Annotated in this window: 22 protein-coding genes and 1 pseudogene; 10 read left to right on the forward strand and 13 right to left on the reverse strand. The window is 69.2% G+C overall.

The features are described from left to right. Positions 1-293 precede the first annotated feature (293 nt). A complete protein-coding gene (locus tag ACFVWD_RS50000; RefSeq protein WP_168497499.1) occupies positions 294-989 on the forward strand; it encodes a glycoside hydrolase family 75 protein in 696 nt (231 codons plus the stop codon). Positions 990-1026: 37 nt separating this feature from the next. Here ACFVWD_RS50000 and ACFVWD_RS50005 read toward each other — a convergent pair whose 3' ends face one another. From ACFVWD_RS50005 to ACFVWD_RS50015, 3 genes are all read right to left on the reverse strand, one after another. After that, a complete protein-coding gene (locus tag ACFVWD_RS50005) occupies positions 1027-1728 on the reverse strand; it encodes an SDR family oxidoreductase (RefSeq protein ID WP_389605203.1) in 702 nt (233 codons plus the stop codon). A 208-nt stretch (positions 1729-1936) separates the two neighbouring features. Further along, complete coding sequence (locus ACFVWD_RS50010; RefSeq protein ID WP_389605204.1) at positions 1937-2461, reverse strand: WD40 repeat domain-containing protein; 525 nt, start codon at positions 2459-2461, stop codon at positions 1937-1939. Between the two features lie 404 nt (positions 2462-2865). Next, positions 2866-3762, reverse strand: a complete 897-nt coding sequence (locus ACFVWD_RS50015; RefSeq protein ID WP_389605206.1) for a class I SAM-dependent methyltransferase — start codon at positions 3760-3762, stop codon at positions 2866-2868. Positions 3763-3901: 139 nt separating this feature from the next. Here ACFVWD_RS50015 and ACFVWD_RS50020 point away from each other — a divergent pair, with 139 nt between their 5' ends. Then, positions 3902-4672, forward strand: a complete 771-nt coding sequence (locus ACFVWD_RS50020; RefSeq protein WP_389605208.1) for a phytanoyl-CoA dioxygenase family protein — start codon at positions 3902-3904, stop codon at positions 4670-4672. Positions 4673-4700: 28 nt separating this feature from the next. Here the strand turns inward: ACFVWD_RS50020 and ACFVWD_RS50025 are convergent, their stop codons facing one another. Then, the gene (locus ACFVWD_RS50025; protein WP_389605210.1) at positions 4701-6416 is read right to left on the reverse strand and encodes a glycoside hydrolase family 6 protein; all 1716 of its coding nucleotides are present in this window, start codon (positions 6414-6416) and stop codon (positions 4701-4703) included. 148 nt (positions 6417-6564) lie between these two features. Next, positions 6565-8037: a cellulase family glycosylhydrolase gene (locus tag ACFVWD_RS50030; RefSeq protein ID WP_389605212.1), complete on the reverse strand. Its 1473-nt coding sequence runs from the start codon at positions 8035-8037 to the stop codon at positions 6565-6567. A 256-nt stretch (positions 8038-8293) separates the two neighbouring features. Here ACFVWD_RS50030 and ACFVWD_RS50035 point away from each other — a divergent pair, with 256 nt between their 5' ends. Together ACFVWD_RS50035 and ACFVWD_RS50040 are read left to right on the forward strand one after the other, a co-directional pair. Further along, positions 8294-11215, forward strand: a complete 2922-nt coding sequence (locus ACFVWD_RS50035; protein ID WP_389605214.1) for a glycoside hydrolase family 48 protein — start codon at positions 8294-8296, stop codon at positions 11213-11215. A gap of 233 nt (positions 11216-11448) precedes the next feature. Beyond that, positions 11449-14103 carry a cellulose binding domain-containing protein gene (locus tag ACFVWD_RS50040; RefSeq protein ID WP_389605215.1) on the forward strand — a complete coding sequence of 885 codons (2655 nt, stop codon included), beginning with the start codon at positions 11449-11451 and terminating at the stop codon, positions 14101-14103. Positions 14104-14185: 82 nt separating this feature from the next. On the opposite strand, the gene ACFVWD_RS50045 is transcribed toward ACFVWD_RS50040, so the two are convergent. Both ACFVWD_RS50045 and ACFVWD_RS50050 read right to left on the reverse strand, forming a co-directional pair. Then, a complete protein-coding gene (locus ACFVWD_RS50045; RefSeq protein ID WP_389605217.1) occupies positions 14186-14851 on the reverse strand; it encodes a nitroreductase in 666 nt (221 codons plus the stop codon). Between the two features lie 113 nt (positions 14852-14964). After that, positions 14965-15546: a hypothetical protein gene (locus tag ACFVWD_RS50050; protein WP_389605219.1), complete on the reverse strand. Its 582-nt coding sequence runs from the start codon at positions 15544-15546 to the stop codon at positions 14965-14967. A 272-nt stretch (positions 15547-15818) separates the two neighbouring features. Between ACFVWD_RS50050 and ACFVWD_RS50055 the strand changes: the two genes are divergently transcribed. Continuing rightward, entirely contained in the window at positions 15819-16598 is a 780-nt protein-coding gene (locus ACFVWD_RS50055) for a DUF1963 domain-containing protein (RefSeq protein ID WP_389605221.1), read from the forward strand. 137 nt (positions 16599-16735) lie between these two features. Here ACFVWD_RS50055 and ACFVWD_RS50060 read toward each other — a convergent pair whose 3' ends face one another. Both ACFVWD_RS50060 and ACFVWD_RS50065 read right to left on the reverse strand, forming a co-directional pair. Continuing rightward, on the reverse strand, positions 16736-18610 hold the full coding sequence (locus ACFVWD_RS50060; protein WP_389605222.1) for a rhamnogalacturonan lyase: 1875 nt from the start codon (positions 18608-18610) through the stop codon (positions 16736-16738). A gap of 98 nt (positions 18611-18708) precedes the next feature. Continuing rightward, positions 18709-19653, reverse strand: a complete 945-nt coding sequence (locus tag ACFVWD_RS50065) for a helix-turn-helix transcriptional regulator (RefSeq protein WP_389605224.1) — start codon at positions 19651-19653, stop codon at positions 18709-18711. 139 nt (positions 19654-19792) lie between these two features. Here ACFVWD_RS50065 and ACFVWD_RS50070 point away from each other — a divergent pair, with 139 nt between their 5' ends. After that, entirely contained in the window at positions 19793-20245 is a 453-nt protein-coding gene (locus ACFVWD_RS50070) for a hypothetical protein (protein ID WP_248297804.1), read from the forward strand. Then, on the forward strand, positions 20242-20712 hold the full coding sequence (locus ACFVWD_RS50075; protein ID WP_389605226.1) for a hypothetical protein: 471 nt from the start codon (positions 20242-20244) through the stop codon (positions 20710-20712). Before ACFVWD_RS50070 ends, ACFVWD_RS50075 begins: the two co-directional genes overlap by 4 nt. Here the strand turns inward: ACFVWD_RS50075 and ACFVWD_RS50080 are convergent. The 3 genes from ACFVWD_RS50080 to ACFVWD_RS50090 all read right to left on the reverse strand — a co-directional run bounded on the left by ACFVWD_RS50080 (position 20681) and on the right by ACFVWD_RS50090 (position 22906). Further along, positions 20681-21439 carry a class I SAM-dependent methyltransferase gene (locus ACFVWD_RS50080; RefSeq protein ID WP_389605227.1) on the reverse strand — a complete coding sequence of 253 codons (759 nt, stop codon included), beginning with the start codon at positions 21437-21439 and terminating at the stop codon, positions 20681-20683. The two genes, ACFVWD_RS50075 and ACFVWD_RS50080, sit on opposite strands and share 32 nt — an antisense overlap. Before the next feature lie 5 nt (positions 21440-21444). Continuing rightward, entirely contained in the window at positions 21445-21750 is a 306-nt protein-coding gene (locus ACFVWD_RS50085; protein WP_389605229.1) for a 4a-hydroxytetrahydrobiopterin dehydratase, read from the reverse strand. 244 nt (positions 21751-21994) lie between these two features. Continuing rightward, a complete protein-coding gene (locus ACFVWD_RS50090; protein WP_389605230.1) occupies positions 21995-22906 on the reverse strand; it encodes a LysR family transcriptional regulator in 912 nt (303 codons plus the stop codon). Positions 22907-23084: 178 nt separating this feature from the next. Between ACFVWD_RS50090 and ACFVWD_RS50095 the strand changes: the two genes are divergently transcribed. The 3 genes from ACFVWD_RS50095 to ACFVWD_RS50105 all read left to right on the forward strand — a co-directional run bounded on the left by ACFVWD_RS50095 (position 23085) and on the right by ACFVWD_RS50105 (position 25635). Next, positions 23085-23645, forward strand: a complete 561-nt coding sequence (locus ACFVWD_RS50095; protein WP_389605232.1) for a DUF6817 domain-containing protein — start codon at positions 23085-23087, stop codon at positions 23643-23645. 216 nt (positions 23646-23861) lie between these two features. Beyond that, on the forward strand, positions 23862-24713 hold the full coding sequence (locus ACFVWD_RS50100) for a helix-turn-helix domain-containing protein (protein ID WP_389605233.1): 852 nt from the start codon (positions 23862-23864) through the stop codon (positions 24711-24713). Positions 24714-24768: 55 nt separating this feature from the next. Further along, a complete protein-coding gene (locus ACFVWD_RS50105; protein ID WP_389605235.1) occupies positions 24769-25635 on the forward strand; it encodes a helix-turn-helix domain-containing protein in 867 nt (288 codons plus the stop codon). A gap of 63 nt (positions 25636-25698) precedes the next feature. Here ACFVWD_RS50105 and dnaK read toward each other — a convergent pair. After that, a pseudogene (gene dnaK / locus ACFVWD_RS50110) lies at positions 25699-26006 on the reverse strand (molecular chaperone DnaK); the annotation flags it as partial.

Raw genomic sequence — 26006 nt, forward strand, 5'->3', positions numbered from 1 at the left:
CTTGACCGCGGCCGGCCGCGGGGCCCCCCCCCGGGCTATGTGCGACCGGCCCTCCCCCCGACCCCATGGGGTTCACCCCCCCCGCCCCCCGCCCCGCCCCGGCCGCCCCCGGCGGGGCCGGGCCGGCGGCGTTCTCCCGCGCACACATCGACGCGCATCAGCACCCCCGCCACGCCGGTTTCAGCTCCTGGACCGGACCAACTCCGCTGGAGGGCTTGACGCGGTCATGCAAGCAGGGCCACCTTGTACGGCAACCCGGTAAGGAAACTTTCCTAACAGAAGGGTCCCCCACAGTGCGCTCTCGAACACTGACCCTCGCGGCCGTCGCCGGTGCCGCGCTCCTCGCGACCGCGGCACTCCCGGCCAGCGCGTCGGGCTCCGTCACCCCCCGTTCCGCCCAGGAGGGTTCGGTCAGCGCGGCCGACCTGCTCGCCAAAGTGACGTCCTGTTCGCAGATTTCGAGCGGCAAGTACAAGACCGACGACGAGACCTCGGCCACCATCCCCGTCTGCGGCAAGAACGGCGCGGTGTTCTGGAAGGCCGACATGGACATCGACTGCGACGGACAGGTCACCAGCAAGTGCAACGGCGACGCCGACCCCTGGTTCCAGGACGACACGGCGTTCCACCAGTCCGACGGGAAGCCGCTGCGCGCCGAGTCACTGCCGTATGTGGTCGTGCCCAGCACCAGCAGCATCTGGAAGTACACGAGTTACGGCATCAAGGGCGGCGGTGTCGTCGCCGTGATCTACAACAACAAGGTCGAGTACGCGGTGGTCGGCGACACCGGGCCCACGAAGATCATCGGTGAGGCGTCGTACGCCACGGCGAAGGCTCTCGGCATCGACCCCGACCCTGCGACGGGCGGGGCCGACTCCGGGGTGACGTACATCCTCTTCAAGAACTCCCAGGTGTCCCCGATCGAGAGCCACAGCGCGGCGGTGTCGCTCGGAGACTCGCTGGCGAAGCAGTTCCTCCAGAACAACTGAGGCTTCCACTACAACTGAGGCGCCCGCGGGTCAGACGTCAGTTGGGCTGGCCGATCGGACGTACCACCACAGTGTTCACATCGACGCCCGACGGCTGTCCGATCGCCCAGACGATCGACTCGGCGAGCTGGTCCGCCGTCAGCAGATGACCGGGTGGCAGGCTCCCGTTGCTGTCCCAGAACGGGGTCTCCACCCGGCCCGGCGAGATCAGGGTCACGCCGACTCCGAACTCGGTCACCTCGCGACGGGCGTTCTCGGCGAGCCCGGTCACGGCCCACTTGGTGGCCCCGTAGAAGTTGCCCGGTCCGTGGACGTGGCCCGCCACACTTCCGACCAGCACGATCCGGCCCCGCGTCTCCTTCAGGGCGTCGATGGAAGCCCTGATCAGCAGCGCGGGACCGAGCACATTGGTCAGCACCATCTCGGACCAGCCCGCCGGGTCACCGCCGGCGACGGTGTCGTGCGTGGCGAAGCCCGCGTTGGCGACGACGGTGTCGAGGCGGCCGAACTCCTTGAGCGTCAGCTCGACCGCGGCACGCACCTGGTCGTACTCGGCCGCGTGCCCGACGACCGTCAACAGCCCATCGGGACGCCCGAGTTCCTCGGCAAAAGCACGAAGCCGCTCCTCGCCGCGGCCGGTGACCGTGACCTGGTGGCCGGCATCGAGCAGTCGCCGCGCGACCGCGGCGCCGATACCGCTTCCGCCACCGGTGATGAGTGCGACAGGTGAGTCGGTCATGGATACCCCCGTAGATGTGTGAAGACCAGCGGGAGTACATCACTTGGAGCTCTCTCGAAGTCAAGGGCAGAGCCGCCGACCTCCCTCGACACGTCTGCCAGTAGGGCACGTCCGGCAGATATCTGCGCCACTCGGTCCGGGTGGCCCCGCCCCCCGCCCGGGCGCACACATCGTCCGCCGCACGTTCCGGCGTCAACTGCGCCGAGCGTCAGGGCAGATGGGCTGTCGCGATGCGCAACTCCCCACCACCCGAGGTGAATCCGGTCGCGAGGACGGGTCCGTCACCGGTCGGCAGGGTCGCTCCCGCCAGTCGCGGGGAGGCCGTCTCCCACACACGGACCGAGCCGTCGGCCCGGCTCGCGGCCAGCAGCGAACCGTCGGCCGAGAAAGCCAGAACGGGCCGCTCGACGGTGGAGTCGGCGGCTGCCAGGACGGCGATCCGGTGCTGCCCGCCCGCGTCCCACAGAGTGAGGCGCCCCAGGGTGTCGGCGGCGGCCAAGAAGCGTCCGTCGGGGCTGAAGACCGCGGTGCGCAGGAGATCCTCACCCTCGAACCCCCTCCTGCGCCTGCCCGTCCCGACGTCGATCAGGGCGCCTTCGGCGGTCACGACCGTGCGCCCTGCCGGGTCGATCGCGATGGCGTCCTCGGTCCGCGTTCCGATGGTGCGGGAGCCGGGGTGCGGGCCCTGTCGTGTGACGCGGATCCCGTCGCGGGTGTTGACGGCGGTGTGCACGGTGCCGTCGGCGGCGACGGCCCGGGCTCCATACCGTGGCGCGGATGCGGCCGGCTTCCCGTCGGCGTCGAACGCGGCGTCGGTCCGCTCCTTCTTCCGCCACGCCGGGCTGATGAGCCCGTGCAGCGAGAGGGTGCGTACGACTCCCTGCCTGGGAGCCTTCGCGGTAGCGCAACACGCCCTGCCGCGGGTCGAGCCGGATGTCGGTGACGGCGGGCGTCTCGACGGGGAACGTGACGACCGGCCGGCGCGGCCCGCCGTCCGCCGGAGCCGGACTGTCCGTACGCCACAGGGCCAGGCCGGCCGAACCCCAGGTGAGGACGTAGGCACCCGTGGGGTCGAACGCCACCGCGTTGACGCCCTCGCCGTGTGCGCGCGCCCGGGCACGTGCTGACCGGCCGGAACTACTCCGGCTTCACCGCGACGTACAGGGTGTGCGCTGTCAGCAGGAAGACGTCCGGCCGGTGGTACACGCTCGCCTTGTCGTCCGGGTCGAGGAGACGGTCGAGGATGGCGAGGTCGTCCGCGTCGAGGCCGGGGGCGAGGGCGTCGCGGCGGTGGGTGAGGGAGGTGACGACGAAGGCGCGCGTCTCGTCCGAGACCGGGGCGGGGAGGTCGACGAGGAAGGTGCGGGTCGCCGTGTGGCGCAGGCCGACGGCGGTCATCAGGGCGGGCCAGTCCTCCGTCTCTCGCACCGCTGCGGGCAGCTCGTCCCGCATCCGGCCGAACCACTCGTCGTGGACCGCGTCGACACGGGACTGAAGGCCGGGGCGGCCGATGCCGATCTCGCGCGGGAAGTAGCGCATGGGCAGGCCGCCTTCCATGAGGGCGAGGGTGCCGCCGGGCGCGAGGGCGCGCGCGAAACCGGCGAGCGCGGCGCGCTGGTCGCCCACGTGATGCAGGGACCTGCTCGCCCACAGAAGGTCGGCCGGATACTCCAACTCATCGAGTCCGCCGCCGAGTTCGGCCCGAAGGGTACTGAAGCGGTCGCCGACGCCGAGCCGGTCGGCGCGGGCGCGGGCCCGCTCCAGCAGGGGTTCCACCTCGTCCACGGCCACGACCCGCGCCGCGGGGAAGGTGTCCGCGAGGAAACAGGAGATGACACCGGGGCCGCTGCCCGCGTCCACGATCAGCCCGGTCCCGGACCGCTGGTCCCGCAGCCAGCGCGCCGCCTCGGTGTACTGGGGGCTGAACAGCTCCGCCTCCTGCTCCAGCATGGGGATCATCTGGCCGAAGTCCATGTGGGTGTGGTCGTGAGCGTGCCGGGCGTTCTCTTGGTTGTGGTGGTGGCCGTGCGCCATGGTGGTCCGCCTCTCGTCCGGGTGCGTACACAGCGTGCCCCTCGGTTCCCGGAAACGGCCAACGATGTTGCGCGAACAGCAAAAACGGCGGTCGGAAAATCTGATGCGTCCGAAGCGGTGTGTCCCCGAGCATGGCCCCATGGACGACGAGATGGTGGAGCGGTTCCTCGAGGACGGGTTCGTGAAGATCGAGGGCGCCTTCCCGCCGCGCGTCGCCGAGAGCTGCGCCCGGCTGCTGTGGAAGGAGACGGGGTACGACCCGGACGACCCCGGCGCCTGGAAGGACCCCGTGCACTGGGTGAGCAGCATGGCGCAGGGCCCGTTCGCCGCCGCGGCCAACTCCCCCGCCCTGCACCAGGCCTTCGATCTGCTGGTCGGCGAGAGACGCTGGGAGCCGCGCTACGCGCTGGGCAGCTTCCCGCTGCGGTTCCCGCACGCGCAGGAGCCGGACGACGCGGGCTGGCACATCGAAGGGAGCTACCTCCCCGACGGCGAGACGCTCTACCACTCCAATCTCCGCTCGCGGGGCCGGGCGCTGCTGATGCTCTTCCTGTTCAGCGAGGTGACCGGGGCCGACGCCCCGACCCGCATCAGGGTGGGCTCGCACCTCGATGTGCCCCCGGTCCTGGAGCCGTACGGCGAGGCGGGGGCCTCGTTCCTCGAACTCGGCCCGAAGGTGGCCGAGGCCTCCGCGCACCGCCCGCTCGCCCACGCCACCGGCCACCCCGGCGACGTATTTCTCTGCCACCCGTTCCTGGTGCACGCGGCGCAGCCGCACCACGGCACGCGCCCGCGTTTCATGGCGCAGCCGCCGCTGTATCCGGCGGTGCCCTACGAGCTGGAGCGGGCGGACGGCGACTACTCGGCGGTGGAGTTCGCGATCCGCCGGGGGCTGGCCCAGGAAGCCTGACCCCCGGCGGATCACCAGGTCGGGCGCCCTACAGCGGCGGATACGCGTTCGTCATCAGCTGCTGGAACTGCGCCGAGAACCAGTGCCCCGACAGCGGGGCGTTCGGCAGCGCGCCGGACATGTTGTTGTTGTTCCGGGGGTTGCCCGTGTACGTCGGGTCGCACATCCGGTCGAAGCCCTTGCCCTCGTCGTTGGCGATGGCGGAGCTGGAGCCGTCGGACTCACCCGGGGGCTTCATCCACACATAGGCGTCGATCCCGGTGGCCGGGGAGGCCTGCGGGCGCTCGCCGAGACCGGCACCGGCCTGGTTGCACCAGTTCCCGACGTGGATACGGCGGTCGTAGCGCCCGCCGTCGACGTAGGTGTCGACGCTGGTCGTCGCGCCGGGACCGGTGGGCCGGGTGGTGCCGCCCCAGCCGTTCCTGGAGGTGTCGATCAGCATTCCGATGCCGGAGTTGAAGCCGACCGACACGAGCTGGTTGCGGAAGGCCTGGGCGAAGGACAACTCGTCGACGTACCGGTTGTAGTCGACCCACTTGGACAGGCGGACGGAGGTGCCGTTCACCGTGTCGTTGATGGTGAAGTTGTTCTCCTTCAGGGCGCTGTAGTTCGCCGTGTTGGTGATGAACCCGGCGACGTCGTCGACCGTGGCGCCCTCGCTGGTGGCCGCCTGCTTGAACAGGGTGGCGGACGGGGCGAAGTTGTCGTCCCAGCCGATCCAGCCGTGGTGGCCGGCGTCCAGGTAGTTGTAGACGTTCGGGATCGCGCCGAGCTTGGCGAGCGCGTAGCCCACGCCCTTCACGTAGTTGCCGTTGGCGAGCATCGTGTCGCACTGCGGGGTGGCGGTGGCCCGGCTGCCGGTGTTGGTGACGAGGTTCGGCAGCGAGTCGATCTCGATGGTCGTGACGATCCGCAGCGAGGCGTACTTGCTGTCCGCGAGGATCGCCGCGATCGGGTCGATGAACTGCGTCTTGTACTTGTCGATCTCCGTCGGGCCGAGCTCTCCGTTGGAGGCGAGGGCCGCGCAGTCACGTCCGGGCAGATCGTAGACGACCAGCTGGACGACCTCTTCGCCGCTGCCCTTCTGCGCGAGCGCCGCGTCGAGGTGGGCGCGCAGGCCCATGCTGCCGCTCGCCCCGTTGATCGCGGCGATCCGGTCGAGCCAGACGCCGGTGGGCTGGTTGGAGATCCGGCCGCCGCCGGTCTCCGCCGCCGCCTTCGCGGACCACTCCGGGTTCACGTACACCTTGGCACCGGCGTACGGGTTGTCGACTCTCCCGGAGGGGTCACTGCCCCCTCCGCCGCCTCCGCCACCGCTGCCGTCGTCGACGTTGCAGGTCACCCCGTCGAGGGTGAAGGAGGTGGGCAGCGCGTTGGTGCCGCTGTAGGAGGCGTTGAAGCCGAAGCTGACCGAACCGCCGGTCGCCAGCGTCCCGTTGTAGGTCTCGTTGGCCGCGGTGACGGCGGTGCCGCTCTGGCTGATCTTCGCGTTCCAGCCCGAGGTCACCTTCTGGCTCCCGGCGTACGCCCACTTCACCGCCCAGGAGGTCTTGGCGGCGCTGTTGTTGGTGACCGTGACGGCGGCGGTGAAGCCGGTGTCCCACTGGTTCTGCACCTTGTAGTCGACGGTGCAGGGGACGGCGGCGATCCCGGCGGGGTCCGCGGGAACGGCCGCCACGGCGGTGCCCGAGGCGCCGGCGAGCAGGACGAGCGCCCCTAAGAGCGCGGATTTGGTACGACTCATGAGTACGGGTTCCCATCTCTTCTTGTGCGGGTGTCCGTTGACTTCTTGCGCGGGTGTGCGTCGGGTTCCTGCGCGGGTGTGCGTCTGATTCCTGCGCCGGTCATCCGTTGAGGGCGCGCACCGGTCATCCGTTGAGGGCGCGCACCGGTCATCCGTTGAGGGCGCGCAGATGATCACGCAGCCCGACTCCGTACGACGTGGGAGTGCCGTCGTAACTGGAGATCAGGGAGGGACCGGAGGAGCAGTCCCAGGTGTTCCAGGTCCAGCCGAGGTAGGAGAGCCCCCGGTCGTCGAACCACTTCATCGCGGTGTCGATGAAGCCGTGGGAGCAGGTGTTCTCGCCGATCTCCCCCGCCACGAGCGGGACTTGGGCCGCCACCGGGGCGAGCGTCGAGTTCCAGCAGCTCTCACTGGCACAGGTGTTGAAGTTGTAGGTGTGGAAGGCGGCGACGAGGTTGCCCGTCGGGTCGCTGGGTTTGTACGTCAGCCACTGGCTCAGGTCGTTGGAGTACGCGAGCCCGCCGGCCAGGACCAGGTTCCTGGCGCCGGTGCCGCGCACCGCGTCGACCAGGTCCTGCATCCCGGCGACCTCGTAGCCGATGCCCGGGCAGGTGCCGCCGTCCTTCCAGCAGGCCCACGCCTGGGCGGTGGTGGAGGTCGCGCGGTCCGGGTAGGGCTCGTTGAACAGGTCGAAGGCGACGGCCTGGTCGTCCTTGAACGTACTGGCGACCGAGGACCAGAACGCCGGGCTGTACCGCGCGTCCGGCATCGGCTTCTGGCAGGTGGCGTGCACGTCGGAGCAGCCCGCCGAGTTCCCGGTGTACTGCCCGTAGTTCCAGTGCAGTTCGACGAGCGGGGTCATCCCGTGCGCCTCGACCTTGGCGACCAGGTCCTTGACCGCGGAGATGTAGTTGGCGCCCGCGTACTCCGGTTTGATGTTGGACAGGCCCAGCCAGCACTCCTCGTTGAGCGGGATGCGGACCGTGTTGGCCTTCCAGTCGGCGATCGCCTTGACCGAGGCGTCGTCGACCGGGCCGTCGAAGATGCCGTATCCCTGGACGCACATGAACTCGCCGCCGGAGCGGTTGACGCCGAGCAGCCGCCGCGTCGTGCCGTCGGCGTCGACGAGCTTGTTCCCGGAGACGTGCAGCTTGGGCGCGGTGCCGGTGGTGGGCGGCGGGTCCGTCGGGGTCGGCGACGGCTCCGTGTCCACGTTGCACGTGGTCCCGTTGAGCTTGAACGTCGTGGGTACGGCGTTGCTCCCCGACCACGAGGCGAGGAACCCGGCGCTGACACTGGCCACTGAGCCCAGCGAGCCGTTCCAGCTCTCGTTGGCCGCGGTGACCGTCGTCGCGGACTGGGACCACTTGGCGTTCCAGCCCTGGCTGATCTTCTGACCGCCCGCGAAGTCGAAGGTGAGACTCCAACCGCTGAGCGCGGCCATGTTGTTGGTGATCTTCACGGCGCCCTGGAAGCCGGTGTCCCACTGGCTCGTGACGGAGTAGTCCACCGTGCACGCGGGTGTGGCTCCCGAAGCCGTGACGACCGGCGCGATCGCGGTGCCCACGAGGGCGACCGCGGCGCCGACCACTAAAAGTCCTGAACGCGGAGGGTGTCGCATGAGCGACTCCTTGCAGCTCGGGCGCGTCGTGACGGACGCGTCGACTGATGGAACCGCTCCCACTGGTGCGGATGAAGTTAGCGCCAAGTGCCGGTAAAGGACAGAGGCGTCGCACTGTTGATCAATCGAACAATTTCGACTCTTCAAGCACCTTGACCCCTTCGACCCCCCTCTCCAATATGGGAGCGCTCCCACTGGTTCAAGGCTTGTTGCTGCTCCGCCCCCACTTCTCCGAGCCGCAAGGAGGAACCAGCACATGCACCCCAGTTCCAGAAGGAGAAGACGCACCACCCTGCGGCTGTGGACCGCCGTGGTGGCCGCTCTCGCACTGCCGCTCACGATGCTCGCCAATGGTTCAACTCCTGCTCAGGCGGCGGGAGTTCAGTGCAGTGTCGACTACAAGACCAATGACTGGGGCTCCGGCTTCACCGCGGATCTCACGCTCACCAACCGGGGCACCGACCCGATCAACGGCTGGACCCTGACGTACGACTACGCGGGCAACCAGACGCTGACCAGCGGCTGGAACGGGACCTGGTCGCAGTCCGGCAGGACGGTCACCGCGAAGAACGCCTCCTGGAACGGGACGATCGCCGCCGGGGCAGCGGTCTCCACCGGCGCGCAGTTCACCTACAGCGGCACCAACACGGCGCCCGCCCCCTTCGCGATCAACGGCACCACCTGCACCGGCGCCCACCAGCCGCCCGTCACCGTGCTGACCAGCCCGGCCGCGGGCGCGGTCTACACCCAGGGCGACGCGATCCCGCTGGCCGCGACCGCGGCGGCCGCCGACAACGCGACGATCAGCAAGGTCGAGTTCTACGACGACACGATCCTGCTGGGCACGGACACCAGCTCCCCCTACACGCTGTCGACCTCGAGCTTGACCGTCGGCAGTCATTCGCTGGTGGCCAAGGCGTACGACAGCCTGGGTGCTTCCGCGGCGTCCACACCGGTCGGCATCACGGTCACCTCGGGTCCCGCCGTGGTGGCCTCGCCGACCCAACTCGGCGTCCAGCAGGGCAAGTCGGGAACGTTCGCCGTGCAGCTTTCGAAACAACCGGCCGCGAACGTGACGGTGACGACCGCCCGTACGGACGGCAATACGGGACTGTCCCTCACCGGCGGCGCCTCGCTCACCTTCACCCCGGCCAACTGGAACACGGCGCAGAACGTCACCATCACCGCCGACGCCTCCGGGACCGGCGCCGCGACCTTCACGGCCTCGGCGACCGGGTACGCCAAGGCGACGGTCACCGTGACGGAGCTGGCCGCGTCGAAGGCGTACGACGCGCGCTTCCTGGACGTCTACGGCAAGATCACCAACCCGGCGAACGGCTACTTCTCCCCCGAGGGCATCCCCTACCACTCGGTGGAGACGCTGATCGTCGAGGCGCCGGACCAGGGTCATGAGACGACGTCGGAGGCGTACAGCTATCTGATCTGGCTACAGGCGATGTACGGGAAGGTCACCGGCGACTGGTCCAAGTTCAACGCCGCGTGGACGACCATGGAGACGTACATGATCCCCACCCACGCCGACCAGCCGACGAACTCCTTCTACAACGCCTCGAAGCCGGCCACGTACGCGCCCGAGCTGGACACTCCGAACGAGTACCCGGCCAAGCTCGACACGGGCGTCTCCGTCGGCTCCGACCCGATCGCGGCCGAACTGAAGAGCGCGTACGGCACGGACGACGTGTACGGCATGCACTGGCTCCAGGACGTCGACAACGTCTACGGCTACGGCAACGAGCCCGGCAAGTGCGAGGCCGGACCGACCGCGACCGGACCGTCGTACATCAACACCTTCCAGCGCGGCGCGCAGGAGTCGGTGTGGGAGACGGTGCCACAGCCGACCTGCGACGCCTTCAAGTACGGCTCCACGAACGGCTACCTGGACCTCTTCACCGGGGACTCCTCGTACGCCAAGCAGTGGAAGTACACCGACGCGCCGGACGCCGACGCGCGGGCGGTGCAGGCCGCGTACTGGGCCGACGTGTGGGCCAAGGCGCAGGGCAAGGGCGGCGATGTGTCCGCGACCGTCGGCAAGGCGGCGAAGATGGGCGACTATCTGCGCTACGCCATGTACGACAAGTACTTCAAGAAGATCGGCAACTGTGTCGGCCCGTCGACCTGCGCGGCCGGCACCGGCAAGGACGCCTCGCACTATCTGCTCTCCTGGTACTACGCCTGGGGCGGCGCGAACGACACCTCCGCGGGCTGGGCCTGGCGCATCGGCTCCAGCCATGTCCACGGCGGCTACCAGAACCCGCTGGCCGCGTACGCGCTCAGCTCCTACGCGGACCTGAAGCCCAAGTCCTCGACGGGGGCGGCCGATTGGGGTACCTCCCTCACCCGGCAGCTGGAGTTCTACCGCTGGCTGCAGTCCAACGAGGGCGCCATCGCGGGCGGCGCGACCAACAGCTGGGCGGGCCGTTACGCGACCCCGCCGGCCGGGACGCCGACCTTCTACGGCATGTACTACGACCAGCAGCCCGTGTACCACGACCCGCCGTCCAACCAGTGGTTCGGGTTCCAGGCCTGGTCCATGGAGCGGGTCGCCGAGTACTACCAGCAGACGGGGAACGCGAGCGCGAAGGCGATCCTCGACAAGTGGGTCTCCTGGGCGCTGTCCAAGACCACGATCAACCCGGACGGCACCTACCAGATCCCCTCCACGCTCCAGTGGTCCGGCTCCCCTGACACCTGGAACGCATCGAGTCCCGGCGCCAACAGCGGACTTCACGTGACGGTCGCCGACTACACCAACGACGTGGGTGTGGCGGCCGCGTACGCCAAGACCCTGTCGTACTACGCCGCCAAGTCCGGCAACGCCCAGGCGAAGGCGACGGCGAAGGCACTCCTCGACGGCATGTGGAGCAACTACCAGGACAGCCTGGGCATCGCCGTCCCCGAGACCCGCGCCGACTACAACCGCTTCGACGACACGGTCTACGTACCGAGCGGCTGGAGCGGCAAGATGCCGAACGGCGACACGATCAACTCCACCTCGACCTTCACCTCGCTCAGGTCCTTCTACAAGAACGACCCGAACTGGTCGAAGATCGAGGCCTATCTGGCGGGCGGAGCCGCGCCCTCCTTCACGTACCACCGGTTCTGGGCCCAGGCGGACATCGCCCTGGCCATGGGCTCGTACGCGGAACTTCTCGAATAGTCCCCGCCGGGCGCTCCGCGGGTTGGGCGGTACTTGAGCTGCGGGCCGGTTGTGGCTGGTCGCGCAGTTCCCCGCGCCCCCAGGGGCGCGGGACCAGCACCGTGCCTCCAAGAGCGCCCGAAGCTCCGCGTGCGTGGTCCCGTCACCTGACGACGGGGCCACCTGGCCGGGCGGCTCCCACCCGCATTGGGGGCCGCCCGGTAGCCATGCCCTCCTTCAGAGAGGACCCCACCGTGCGAAGAACCCGCATTCTCACCGCCGTACTGGCCCTCGCCGCCGGCTTACTGGCGGGCAGCCCGTCCGCCCTCGCCGCGAGCACCCCGACAACGACGCTCGCCGCCGACACGTACACCTGGAAGAACGCGCGGATCGACGGCGGCGGCTTCGTCCCCGGCATCGTCTTCAACCGCTCCGAGAAGAACCTCGCCTACGCCCGCACCGACATCGGCGGCGCCTACCGCTGGCAGGAGTCGACGAAGACCTGGACCCCGCTCACGGACTCGATCGGCTGGGACCAGTGGGGCCACACCGGGGTGGTCAGTCTCGCGTCCGACTCCGTCGACCCGAACAAGGTGTACGCGGCGGTCGGCACGTACACGAACAGCTGGGACCCCGGCAACGGTGCCGTGCTGCGCTCCGCCGACCGGGGCGCGAGCTGGCAGAAGACGGACCTGCCCTTCAAGCTGGGCGGGAACATGCCGGGCCGGGGCATGGGTGAGCGCCTCGCGATCGACCCCAACAAGGACAGCGTGCTGTACCTCGGCGCGCCCAGCGGCAAGGGTCTGTGGCGGTCCACGGACTCGGGTGTCACGTGGTCGCAGGTGACCAACTTCCCCAACGTCGGCAACTACGTGCAGGACGCGACCGACACCAGCGGCTACGCCTCCGACAACCAGGGAATCGTCTGGGTCACCTTCGACGAGTCGACGGGCACCTCCGGAAGCGCCACACAGACGATCTACGTCGGGGTCGCCGACAAGGACAACGCGGTCTACCGCTCGACGGACGGCGGCGCGACCTGGTCCCGGCTGCCAGGACAGCCCACCGGCTACCTCGCCCACAAGGGCGTCCTCGACGCCACGAACGGCTACCTCTACCTCGCCTACAGCGACAAAGGCGGCCCGTACGACGGCGGCAAGGGCCAGCTGTGGCGGTACGCGACCAGGACCGGGACCTGGACGAACATCAGCCCGGTCGCGGAGGCCGACACCTACTACGGATTCAGCGGACTGACCCTCGACCGGCAGCATCCGGGCACGGTGATGACCACGGCGTACAGCTCGTGGTGGCCCGACACCCAGATCTTCCGATCCACCGACAGCGGCGGCACCTGGACGAAGGCCTGGGACTACACCTCGTACCCGAACCGCTCGAACCGCTACACGATGGACGTGTCGTCCGTGCCCTGGCTGACCTTCAACGCGAACCCATCACCCCCCGAGCAGGCCCCCAAACTCGGCTGGATGACCGAGGGGTTGGAGATCGACCCGTTCAACTCCGCCCGGATGATGTACGGAACGGGCGCGACGATCTACGGCACCGAGAACCTCACGAACTGGGACAGCAACAGCCAGTTCACGATTCGGCCAATGGTCCAGGGTCTGGAGGAGACGGCCGTCAACGACCTGGCCTCTCCCCCCTCCGGTGCCACCCTCCTCAGCGCCCTCGGTGACATCGGCGGCTTCCGGCACACGGACCTCACCAAGGTGCCGTCGATGATGTACACCTCGCCGAACTTCACCACGACGACGAGCCTCGACTACGCCGAGACCAACCCGAACACGGTGGTGCGCGTCGGCAACCTCGACTCGGGCCCGCACATCGCATTCTCCACGGACAACGGCGCCAACTGGTTCGCGGGCAGCGACCCTTCGGGCGTCAGCGGCGGCGGCACGGTCGCGGCGGCGTCCGACGGCAGCCGCTTCGTGTGGAGCCCGGTGGGCGCAGGCGTGCAGTACACGACCGGCTTCGGTACGTCGTGGTCGGCGTCCGGCGGCATCCCGTCCGGCGCGATCGTGGAATCGGACCGGGTCGACCCGAAGACCTTCTACGGGTTCAAGTCCGGCAAGTTCTACGCCAGTTCGGACGGCGGCGTCACCTTCACCGCCTCCGCCGCCACCGGCCTGCCGAGCGGTGACAGCGTGCGCTTCAAGGCGCTGCCCGGCGCGAAGGGCGACGTGTGGCTGGCGGGCGGCGCGAGCGACGGCGCGTACGGGCTGTGGCACTCCACGGACGGCGGCGCGAGCTTCACCAAGCTGTCGAACGTCGACCAGGCCGACACCATCGGCTTCGGCAAGGCGGCGACCGGTGCCTCGTACCAGACGCTCTACACCAGCGCGAAGATCGGCGGGGTGCGTGGCATCTTCCGCTCGACGGACAAGGGCGCGAGCTGGACCCGCATCAACGACGACGCCCACCAGTGGGGTTGGACCGGCGGAGCCATCACCGGCGACCCGCGGATCTACGGACGCGTGTACATCGCGACCAACGGGCGCGGGATCATCTACGGCGACAGTTCGGACACCGGTGGCGGGGGCGGCGGCACGGATCCGACACCCCCGCCGGCGGGCGCGTGCGCGGTGACGTACAAGATCACCAACCAGTGGTCGGGGGGCTTCCAGGCCGACGTGGCGCTCACCAACACCGGCACCACCGCCTGGAGCGGCTGGTCCCTCGTCTGGTCCTTCGCGGACGGACAGAAGATCACCCAGGCCTGGAACGCCGATGCCACCCAGTCGGGCACGACGGTCACGGCGAAGAACCTGACCTGGAACGCGAACGTGGCGACGGGTTCATCGGTGAGCTTCGGCTTCACGGCCGGCTGGACGGATGCGAACACCAAACCCACGTCCTTCAAGCTGGGAGATCAGGCCTGCTCGGTGGGCTGATCCGAGAGGGTGGGGCGCGCGCCTACTTCAGCACGCGCCCCACCAGTGGCCCGCACTCCACCAGTGGCCCGCACTCCGGCAGTCACGCTCCGATGAAGCTCACTGTTTCCGCCAGTTCCGCCCGGCCGGTACGCAGCCGTGGCACGCCTTCCTTCTCGAATCCCACCGAGACACCGCAGAACAGTACGAGCTCGTCATCCGCTCCGGCGATCTGGCTGACGGTCTTGCGATACATCGTCCACATCACCTGGGGGCAGCTGTGCACCCCTTCCGCCCTCAGCAGCAGCATGACCGTCTGCAAGTACATCCCCGCGTCCCCCCACTGTCCGGGCCCCATCGTCCGGTCGAGGTAGCAGAACAGGACGGCCGGCGCCCCGAACGCCTCCGAGTTCAAGGCGGCGATCTTCATGGGCCTGTCCGGGTCGTCGCGCTCGATTCCCAGCGCCTTGTACCGCTGGGCGGCCGCGGCGGAGAAGCGGTCCAGATAGGGCGAGGTCAGCTCGGCCGGGTACATCGGATACTCCCGCTCATCCCCCGGGTCTCCCGCCAGTGCCCTGGTCGTCGCAAGCCTCTTCAGTTCAGCCAAGGGCTCGCCGGTCACGACATACACATGCCACGGCTGGAGGTTCCCACTCGACGGAGCCCGCGTCGCCGCAGTCAGCACTCGTTCGAGTACCTCCTTGGACACCGGCTCATCGCTGAACGCCCGCACCGCCCGGCGACTGTCCACGGCCTCGTACACATCCACGGATGCTCGTCCCCTCACTCGGCTCACTCGACTCACTCGACGACAACCACCTCTCTACCGTGGTGATCACGCACAAGCTGTGGGTACGCGAAGCTCGGGCTTTGCACCTCCGGCTAGCCGAGGCTGGCGCCGAACAGCCCGTTCTTCGCCTGGTCGGCATTCAGTTGCACGGTGCCCCGGTGACTGACCTCGACTTTGTAGAAGTCCTCCCCGCCGGGCACACCGTCGATGAATACGTCGAAGGTGCAGGTGGGGGCGTCGTAGCTGGACGTGCCGAGGCTTCCGGTGGCGATGACGGCGCCGGCCGCGTCATAGACGGTCACGCTGGTGCCTTCGGCGATGTCGTCGTAGCCGCCGGTCCCTTCGCAGCCGCCGAGTCCGTCATCGGTGGCGCCGTCGGTGAGTTTGAAGTCTCCGGTGAGGGTGAACGTGTCGGGGCTTGCTCTGAGGGCGTCGACGGCGGTGCTGGTCTTGCCGCCGGCGCCGGGTCTGTCGTCGCTGCTGTCGGTACCGGTGGCTGCCCAGGCGCCGCCGACGATGGCGGCCCCGGTAGCGAGGCCGACGAGTCCGGCGGCGAGCGGGCTGAGCCGCCTCTTCGCCGACGCGGGGTCGACGGGCGTTTCAAGCGGCGATTCGGCAAGCGGTTCGGCAGGCGGCGGCGGGGTGTCGGGCAGCGGCGGCAGGCCGTTCGTCATAGTCCCCCCTGGGATGTCGGAGTCGGCAGGTTAGCGGCGGTTGAAGCTGGTAGGCGGCGAGTTGCGGATAATCCACCGGTTCGAGCGGGGCGCGCTCGGGAGGTTCGTCTCGAGCGCGGCAGCGGGCGGCAGCGGCAGCGGTCGAGTCCCCTGAGGCGGATGAGGAAGTCACCTGAGATGGATCTGACTGGCTGCCATGAAGGTGCGCGCCAAAGATGCCGTCGTATTCGACGATCCGCGACATGTCAGTGGCCCATGGCACGATCGCGGGCATGACATCGATCGACGAGCGGCTCGTTCACGAGACAGCCGCCGAGTACGGCGTTCCCGGGCCCGTCGCACAGGAGTTGATGACCCGGTCCCGGCCATGCCTCTATCTGGTGCCGGACAGGGAAGTGCCTACACCCTGGCGGGAAAACGTCCGCGCCGCCGCACGAACGGGCGGGCTCCCCGCACTGCCGGACGGGGTGGACTGGCCTGAAGGGAAAGCGCCACTCGTGCTGAGCGTCGACTGCGCGGCCCTGCCCCACGACGTACTGGACATCGAACTTCCCGCCGACGGACACCTGTTGTTCTTCACCGAGATCGAGTACCCGCCGGAGTCGTCCGTGGTGCTCCATGTCCCTGCCGGAGCACGCACCACGGAGCGCGCAGCGACGGATGAATTCAACGGTGAGGCCACGCAGATCAGGGTCTATGAACCACGCACCCTGTATCCCGTGCCGGGACTGACCCTCGACAGCGACTGGGAAGGGGGCCCGCAGACACGCGCGTTCTTGGACGGCGGCGGAGACGAGGACGCGCTGGACAGTTTCGAGGAAGCCATCCTCGACAGGGCGTTCGGAGGACATCGCCCCGGCGTCTGCGTGCAGATCGGCGGGTTCTCCGACCCGTGGGACATGGCACCGGACGAGGGCGATCTCGTGCTCTTCGCGCAAATGGCCGGGCAGGCGATCGATTACAAGGTATTCACCCTGAACCTGATCGTGGGTACACGGGAGGACATCGCCGCCCGACAGTACGGCGGCCTCCGGTACGAGCAGCAGTGCTGAGGTGGTCCGACGCCGTCGCCTGGTAGAGGCGGTACGGGGCCGGCGCGGTCACCTCCTGTCGTGTGAAGGGCGTGACGGCCGTTCCGCGATGCGGAACAGCCGCCTTTCCGTTCAGTTGCCGGAGCTGTCCACGCAGTTCAGGGCACGTACACCGTCGGCCGGGGCGGCGTCGGCATTCCGTCTCCGATGAAGAAGCTCGGGTGCGGGGGCTGGTTGTAGGCGGTGTTCTGCCAGGCCAGGGCTGTGCGGTACTGGGTGTCGTGAAGGAGCGTGGTGATCCTTGTGGTCGTCTCGTACGGGGTGGAGTAGATCCTGAGGGCCGTGTTGTCGGTCGTCGGCCAGACGACCTCCTCGCGCCAGTCGCCGAGGATGTCGCCGGACAGTGACGGGGTCGCCTTGGTGCTGTTGTTGGAGTGGACGCCCGAGCCGGTCAGCAGGCGGGTGTCGGACGAGGTGCCGTACTTGTCGATGTGGGTGTCGTCGAGGAGTTCACGGACGGGGTCGCCGTCCCACCAGGACAGGAAGTTGACGCTGCCCGGCTTGCGGGTCGCCACCACCGTGCCCTGGGGGTTGTGGACGCCGTCGGCGTGCGAGGACCAGGACTCGGCGCCCGCGCTGCCCGCCCAGATGTCCCCGGACACGCCCCGCCCGTTGTCGCCGTTGGCCGCCGTGGACCAGAGGATCGCACCCGTCTTGACGTCCGCCATCCAGGACGCCGGTTTCGAGGAGTCCTCGTCGACCTTGAACTCCTCCAGCCCGGGGCGGGACGGGTCGAGGTCGCCGACGTGCATGGCGTCCCCGTGCCCGTTCTTGGTGGTCCACAGGCCGTTGCCGTTGTCGTCCACGGCCATCGAGCCGTACACGATCTCGTCCTTGCCGTCCCCGTCGACGTCCGCGACCGACAACTGGTGGTTGCCCTGTCCGTCGTAGCCCTTGCCGCTGTTGGTCGAGGAGTTGGTGTCGAAGGTCCAGCGCCGGGTGAACGCGCCGCCGCGCCAGTCCCAGGCGGCGATGACGGTACGGGTGTAGTAGCCGCGCGCCATGATGAGCGAGGGCCGGGAGCCGTCCAAGTAGGCCGTCCCCGCGAGGAAACGGTCGACCCGGTTGCCGTACGAGTCCCCCCAGGAGGAGACCGTGCCGCGCGCCGGGACGTAGTCGACGGTGCCCATCGCGGCGCCCGTCTGCCCGTTGAACATGGTCAGGTACTCGGGACCCGACAGCACGTATCCGCTGGAATTCCGGTAGTCGGCGGAGGAACTGCCGATCACCGTGCCCCGGCCGTCCGTGGTCCCGTCCGCCGTCTTCATGGCGACCTCGGCCTTGCCGTCGCCGTCGTAGTCGTACACCTGGAACTGTGTGTAGTGCGCGCCCGAGCGGATGTTCCTGCCCAGGTCGATGCGCCACAGGCGGGTGCCGTCGAGCTTGATGCCGTCGATGATGGTGTTGCCGGTGTAGCCGGACTGGGAGTTGTCCTTGGCGTTGGTGGGCTGCCACTTGAGGACGAAGTCGAGTTGGCCGTCTCCGTCGAGATCGCCGACGGAGGCGTCGTTGGCCTCGTAGGTGTAGGCGACTCCGTCGGGAGTGGTGCCGCCCGCGGGCGGGGTGATGGGCACGTCCTTGTATCCGGTACGGAACTGGACGGCGTGCACCGAGTCGCCCTGCTCCACGCCGTTCACGATCGCGCGGACCGTGTAGTCGGCCTGGGCGGGCGCACCCGAGTGGAAGTAGTTCGTGGAGCCGGTGATCGGCGTCGGGTTGACCAACGTACCGGCCCGGTAGACGTTGAACGACACGTCGTTCGGGTCGGTGCCGAGCCAGCGCCAGCTGACCAGGTTGCCGCTGTCGGTGTGGACACTGACGACGCCACGGTCGAGGGCTTCGACCTGCCGGGCGGTGGCCGCCTGCGCGGTGCCGGTGCCGAGGGCGGTGAGCCCTGCGGCGATCAGGGCGGCCGTGGCCACCAGGGCCGAACCGATGGCGCGTCTGCGGTGCTGCCTGTGCGGGTGCTGCACGATGGTTACCTCCAGGGAGGACAGACTGCTTCTGTTCCCTCAGTTGCCGCGGTGGGCAGAGGAGTTGCCGCCTTTGGACACCTGCGTACAAGCGCTCTCTACGCGTACAGGCGGGCCAGTGCCACCGCCGTGCGCGCGATGCGCTCCCGCAGTTCGGCGGGCTCCAGCACCTCGATCGCCGCGCCCAGTTGGAGGAATGCGTCGTGGGCCTGGTCGATGGACTCGATGGGGACGGTGGCATGCGTCCAACCGTCCTGATCCACACGGCCGTCGACCTCGGCGGCCCGGGCCGCCGGGCCGGTGAGAACGGTTCCCGGCGCGATCCGGATCACGGCCTCGGCGCGGTGCAGCCGGTCGTGGAATTCCTGTTGGTACGCCGTCCAGTACGCGGCCAGGTCGAACGTCTCCGGGCGGCTGAACTCGTCGTTGGTGTAGGCGAGTTCGAGGATCTGGTCGACTCGGTACGTACGCGGTCCGGGGCCCGCGACGACGTACCAGCGGCCCGCCTTCAGGACCAGGCCGTACGGCTCCAGGCGGCGCCGCACATCCGTGGGCTCGCGCCAGCGGCGGTACAGGACGTTCAGCACCCGCGCGTTCCAGACGGCGTCGGCGACGGCGGGGAGGTGCGGGGTGTCGTCGGCGTCCGCGTACCAGCCGGGGGCGTCCAGGTGGAAGCGGCCGCTGATCCGGTCGGCGTGCTTGCGCAGCTCACGCGGGAGGGCGGCGCGCACCTTCAACTGAGCGGCGGCCAGGACCGGGCCGAGGCCCAGCTCGGCAGCGGGGCCGGGGACGCCGGCGAGGAAGAGGGCCTCGGCCTCCCCCTCCGTGAGGCCGGTGAGCCGGGTGCGGTAGCCGTCGAGGAGGCGATAGCCCCCGGCGTGCCCGGCATCGCCGTACAGCGGGACGCCCGCCGCGCTCAGTGCCTCGACGTCCCGGTAGACCGTGCGCACCGAGACGTCGAGTTCCCCGGCGAGGTCGGCGGCGGTCATCCGGCCGCGGGTCTGGAGCAGCAGGAGGATCGAGACGAGCCGGCTGGACTTCACTGACACAGGATGTCAGTGAAGTCGGCCTAGCGTGCGCGTCATGGCCTCGACGACCTTCCCGAACTCCTCGAACTCACAGAACGACCCGAACTCACAGAACGACCCGAACTCCCGGAATTTCAGGGAGAAACTGCTGACCGTGCCGCCGCCCGTCGAGGTGGCGGGGCGACGGATCAAGCGCTACCACGTCACCGCGGACCCGGCCGGTATCGCGCCCGACGTCGAGGCGGCGGCGTACGCGATGCTGCCGAAACTGCTGCCGGAGCCCGACGGCACACCGCCCGCGACCTTCGTCGTACTGCACCGGGGCGGCGACGACGGCGCCTACCTCAACGCGTACAGCTGGGTGTGGGACAACGTCCTGCACTTCCGCGGCGCGTCGGCCGGCCAGCCGGTCCTGGGTTGCCCGGACCGGGACCCCACGCACTTCATCACACCCGACCTCCCCTGGATCGGCTGCGTCTGGGAGCTGCCGCCGATCCTGCACGAACGTGACGCCTGGGTGCGGCACATGCTCGCGCCCGACGCCCCCGACCTTGACGCCTACCTTGCCGACTCGCTCCCCGAGGGCACGACTGGAGACCGCTCATGAGCAGCCCGCACGACTTCGACTTCTTCCACGGCCAGTGGGACGTCCACAACAGGCGTCTGACCGACTTCCTCGACCCCGACAGCGGGTGGGAGGAGTTCGGGGCCACGAACCGCTGCTGGAGCCTGTTCGACGGGGCCGCGAACATCGACGAGATGACGGTGCCCGGTCAGGGCTGGCAGGGGCTCACCCTGCGGCTCTTCGACCCGGCGGCGCGGGTGTGGTCGCTGAACTGGTCGTCGAGCCGCAGCGGGAAGCTGTTCCCGCCGGTGGTGGGGCGGTTCGGGCCCGACGGGCGCGGTGAGTTCCACGGCGACGACACCCACGACGGGAAGGACGTGCGGGTGCGGTTCGTGTGGTCGGGGATCTCCCCGACCACGGCCCGCTGGGAGCAGGCCTTCTCCGCGGACGGGGAGAAGACGTGGGTGACCAACTGGGTCATGGAGTTCGCGCGGCGGGGATCTTCCTGAACGCGCGGAGCGCGAACTGCGGGTCGGGGCGTGGGACTTCCTGATCGGGCAGGGCTTCGAGCAGCGTGACAAAGCGCTCGGTGAGCGGGTCGTCCGGGGCGATCCGGGTGAACCAGCCGCGGCGCAGGTCCGCCACCGTGCTGCGCGGGCTGCGGCCCTGGCCGTGGCCCCGGAAACGGGCCCGCCCGGCCGGCGTGAGGCCGTGCTCGACGGCGTACGCCTCGACGTCCTCGGGACGGTCCTGGGCCGGGCGGCGCGGGCGGGAGGCGAGTACGGCGTCGATGTCGCTGCCCACGTCATGTGCGGCGGCCTTGTCGACGGTGGTCACATACACCCCGCCCGGGCGCAGGACCCGCGCGCACTCGGCGACGATGGCGCGGACGTCCTGGGCGCCGTCGACCAGATGGAGCAGCCAGACGCTGGTGACGGCGTCGAACGAGGCGTCGGGGAAGGGCAGTCGGCGGCTGTCGGCGCGGATCACCGCGCCCGGGAGCCGTGCCGCCGCCATCCGGGCCATGCCCTGCGCGGCGTCCGCGCCCGTCACCCGGAGCGTCGGACGGGCGGCGGCGAGGCGGCGCGTGACTATTCCGGTGCCGCAGGCGACGTCGAGCAGGGCCCGCACGTCGTCGGGGACGAGGCCGAGGACGGCGGTCGCGGCCGCGGCGGCTCTGGGCTCACCGCCCCTGCTGGCGTCGTATTCGTCGGCTTCCTTGTCGTAGTCCAGCATGTGGATCAGTGTGCGCCATGTCCCGGAGCGAGTGCCTCCACCCTGCGGGCGAGCTTGAGGTCGAGCTCGGTGACGGCGCCGCCGACGCTGTGGGTGTTCACGGTGAGGGAGATCGTGTTGTAGCCGAGGGTGAGGTCGGAGTGGTGGTCGAGCTCCTCCTGTACCTGGGAGATGTGTACGACCATCGCGGTCGCGGCGAAGTGGGAGGGGAGGTGGTAGGAGCGGGCGAGGTGGTCGCCGTCCAGCGACCAGCCGGGCAGCTCCGCGAGCTGCTCCTCGATCTCCTTCTGCGACAGCGGTTCGACGGGCATGGCCTCGCTCCGTTCTTCATACGGCGGGGTGCGGTGGGGGCTGGTCCTCAGCCTGCCACAGTCCCCCGACCAGGGGATCGAAGGTGCTCCGTACCGCGCGGCGTCCTGTCGCATTCCCCCGAACCCGCTCCGTTTCGCCCTTCCTCTCGGAAGGGGAAGGGGCGCGTGAGCCGCCGGACAGAAGTAGGGCTGCGCACAAGGCTCATGGGTCGAACCCACTGATCCGCGCTGCCCGGTCCGCGTGCTACTTGAGCTGCGTGTGAGCGGCCCGCTCCGTACAGCTGTGGGCGACCGTATCGGCGAAGACCCGCGCGAGTGGGGTGAGGGCGTCCCAGCGGCGGACGGCCCAGCCGACCGGGAGCGGGGGCAGATCGGGGATGGGGACGAGGCGGAGGGGACCGTCACCGGGTATCTCCCAGCCGGGCAGCACGGGCACGACGGCGTGGCCGAGGCCGAGCTCTGCCAACAGCAGGGCGGTGTCCCAGTCGGCGACGCTGGTGTCGGAACTGCTCCGGATACCGAGTTCGGCGAACGCGGCATCGAGGCGGGCGCCTGAGCTGGAGTTCTGCGGGAGTCGGATGAGGCTGATGTCGCTGAGTTCGGCTGTGTTGACACAGGGCCGGCCCGCGAGCGGATCGTCGGCGCGGACAGCCAGCACCCAGGGCAGGGCGACGACGGGGCGCTGCTCGATACCGCGCACTGGGCCGGCGATCGTGACCCAGGCGAGGTCCAGGTTGCCGGCGGCGAGGGCCTCGAAGCAGTTGCGGCTGGAGGTCTCTGTCCGGAACTCCAGACTGACCTTCGGGTAGCGCTGGCGGAAGGCGACGATGGCGTCGGACATGAAGTGCCGCACGGTTGTTCCGCCCGTGGTGACGCGCACAGAACCGCTGTCGCCGTTGACAAGGTCTCCGAGACGCCGCAGGGCCAGATCCAGACCGGCGATGCTGTCCGACGCGGCCTCGCACAAGACGCGCCCCGCATGTGTGGGCACAACACCTCGTGGCTGGCGCTCCAGGAGGCTCACACCGGCCTCTCGCTCCAATCGCTTCACATGCTGGCTCACCGCTGACTGCGTGCAGTCCAGCTCCCGGGCAACGGCGCTGAGGCTTCCCGCCCTGCACACGGCCACGAAGACACGCAGGTCCTCCAAAGTCATAACCCCAAGCTATAGCTTGGGCATAGCTAGAAATCCATAGGATTGACTGGGGGTTATGGGGTCCAGGATGATCGGTGCAGGGCCCAGGCGGCAACCCGTCCGGCGCTTTCGCGGGGTCCGGACCACAGGCGAAGGCGCGGACGGGTGCCGACCCAAAGCGACGGAAGGACACCGCCCTGTGCCTGCTTCTCCTGCCGCTTCCGACCAGGCCATCGCGCTCCTGCGCAAGCTCGGCGCTGCGGACATCGCCCATCCGGGCGGCACTCTCGTCACCCATCTCCAGCGCGTCCAGGGACAACTCGCCGCATGGGGCGCCCGCCCCGCCCTCCAGCTCGCGGGCCTGTGTCACGCTTTCTACGGCACCGACGGCTTCCCCACTGCTTTGCTGTCTCCGGACAGCCGCACCGAACTCGCAGAGGTGATCGGCGCCGAGACTGAATCCATCGTGTATCTCTACGCGTCGTGTGACCGGAAGGCCACCTATCCAACGCTCGCGGACGCCGACGGGGCCTTCCGGAATCGGTTCACCGGCCGTCTCCACACTCCCCGGCCGCAACTTCGACGAGACTTCGCCGAGCTGTCCGCCGCCAACGAACTCGACCTCGCCCGCATCGACCCCGTCTTCCGCGAGCAGTGGGGAGCCGAACTCCTCGCCCTGTTCACCCGATTCCAGCCCCTGTTGAGCCAAGCCGCTTGGTCGGACTGCCACACAGTGCTTGCCGCGGCTCCACAGGACTAGGACGCGTATCGGGTTGCGATCCATGTGCGGGATCCAGCCCCCGAGGCGGGACCCTGACCGTAGATCGTCTTGCACGACGCGGGTGCAACTGAGTGAAACGCTCATCGAGCTCGTCGAGCACCCACCTGGTGAATGGCTCGTAGGCTCCTGTAGGACGAGTGCGTCGAAACCTTGTCAGCCTCGCACCCGAATACCGGCCTCGGTTACGGTCGGCGTATGTCCATCGTCGCGTCCGGTCCCACCAGGCCCTCAACCAACTCCGTCGGCAAGGGCGTCGGCCCGCTGCTGCGCGGCTGGCGGGAACAGCGTCGGGTCAGCCAGTTGGAACTGGCGCTGCGGGCCGACTCCTCGGCCCGGCACATCAGCTTCATCGAGACCGGCCGCTCCCGTCCGAGCGAGGAGATGGTGCTGCGGCTGGCCGAACACCTCGACGTCCCCGTACGGGAGCGCAACGCGCTGCTCCTGGCCGCCGGCTACGCGCCCCACTACCCGGAGACCCCCCTCGACGACCCCTCGATGGACGCCCTGCGCCAGGGCATGGAGCGGCTGATCCAGGGCTACGAGCCCTACCCGGCGCTGGTGGTCGACGCCACGTACACCGTGCTCGCCGCCAACCGTGGCATCACCATGCTTCTGGAGGGCGTCTGCGAGTCGCTGCTCACGCCGCCGCTGAACGCGATGCGGCTGACCCTCCACCCGGAGGGCCTGGCGCCTCGGATCCGCAACCACCGCGAGTGGCGCGACCACCTGCTCGCGCAGATGGAACGGCAGATCGCCCTGGACCGCTCCGAGCCACTGCGTGCGCTCTACGAGGAGGTGGCGGCCTACCCGGTACCGGACCAGGGGCCGGAAGGGGAAATGGCACTGGGACCGGATGAAGACGTCGAGCCCGTTCCCTCTTTCGCTCTCCCCCTTCAGATCGAGCACGGCGGGCGCGTGCTGTCCTTCATTTCATCCATCTCCACCTTCAACACCCCGATGGACGTCACCGTCGCCGAGCTGGCCATCGAGACGTTTCTCCCCGCGGATCCGGCGACGGTCAAACACCTTCAGTCACTGGTGTCTTGACGGAGCGTCGCCGATCGGTTTGAGTGGAGGCTTCGGCGCTTGGGGAGGGCGTGGCGTGAGTGAGCGGCGGGCTGCGCCCACCGTGGGGCAAGTGGTGCTCGGGCGGCGGCTGCAGGAATTGCGGGAGGCCACCGGGCTGAAGCGGGAAGAAGCCGCGCGTGTCCTGCGTGTCGCCCCGGCGACGGTGCGGCGGATGGAGATGGCCGAGGTCGCCCTCAAGATCCCCTACCTCCAGGTGCTGCTGACGACGTACGGAGTGGCCGACGACGAGGTGGCCGCCTTCGTCGCGCTCGCCGAGGAGGCGAACCAGCCGGGCTGGTGGCAGCGGTTCCACGATGTGCTGCCGGACTGGTTCAGCATGCACGTCAGCCTGGAGGGCGCCGCCCGTCTGATCCGCTCGTACGAGCCGCACTTCGTGCCCGGGCTGCTGCAGACCGAGGAGTACGCGCGCGCCGTGCTGGAGGCGGGAACGGTGGGCCAGACGGGGCCCGAGGCCATCGAGCGGCATGTGACGCTGCGCATGACGCGCCAGCAGCTGCTGCTGGGGCGCGAGCACCGGCCCCACCTGTGGGTGATCATGGACGAGACCGCGCTGCGGCGCCCGGTGAGCATCCGTGGGGAGGTCATGCGGGACCAGATCGACCGGCTGCTGAGGGAGATGGAGAGCGACGACATCTCCGTCCAGGTCGCCGAGTACGCGAGCGGCCCGCATCCGGGGACGTACACCTCTTTCGCGCTGTTCCGCTTCGCGGAGCCGGAACTGCCCGACATGGTCTACAGCGAGTACCTGACCGGCGCCATCTACCTGGACTCGCGCCCCGAGGTGGCCATGCACCTGGAAGTGCTGGACCACATGTCCGCCCACGCCGCCTCCGTGCCCCGCACCAGGGAGATCCTGCGGGAGATCCGGGACTCCTGCTGAAGAGTTCCCAGCGAGGGCTTCCCCAGGGAGGGGCTCACGGAGAGCCCCTCTCCTCGAAGGCCCTTACGCCGCGCCGCCCCTCGTCTCCCTCTCGTCGTCCACGATCTCGGCGTCCACCACACCATCCTCCGCCGCCGTGGTGTGCTCGGCGGCCGGCTCCTCCCGGGGGGTCTGCTGGGCCTGGGCATACATGGCCTGGCCCATCTTCTGGCTCACCGAGGCCAGCTTCTCGACGCCGGTGCGCAGGGCGGTGGTGTCGGTGGCGGAGTCCTCCAGGAGGCGCTTGAGGTCGGCGACGGCCGACTCGACCTCGGGTTTCGTCTCCGAGGGGATGCGTTCGTCGTTCTCGCGGAGGAACTTCTCGGTCTGGT

Source organism: Streptomyces sp. NPDC058086 (genome assembly GCF_042885015.1).
In the GTDB taxonomy this organism is placed as follows: domain Bacteria; phylum Actinomycetota; class Actinomycetes; order Streptomycetales; family Streptomycetaceae; genus Streptomyces.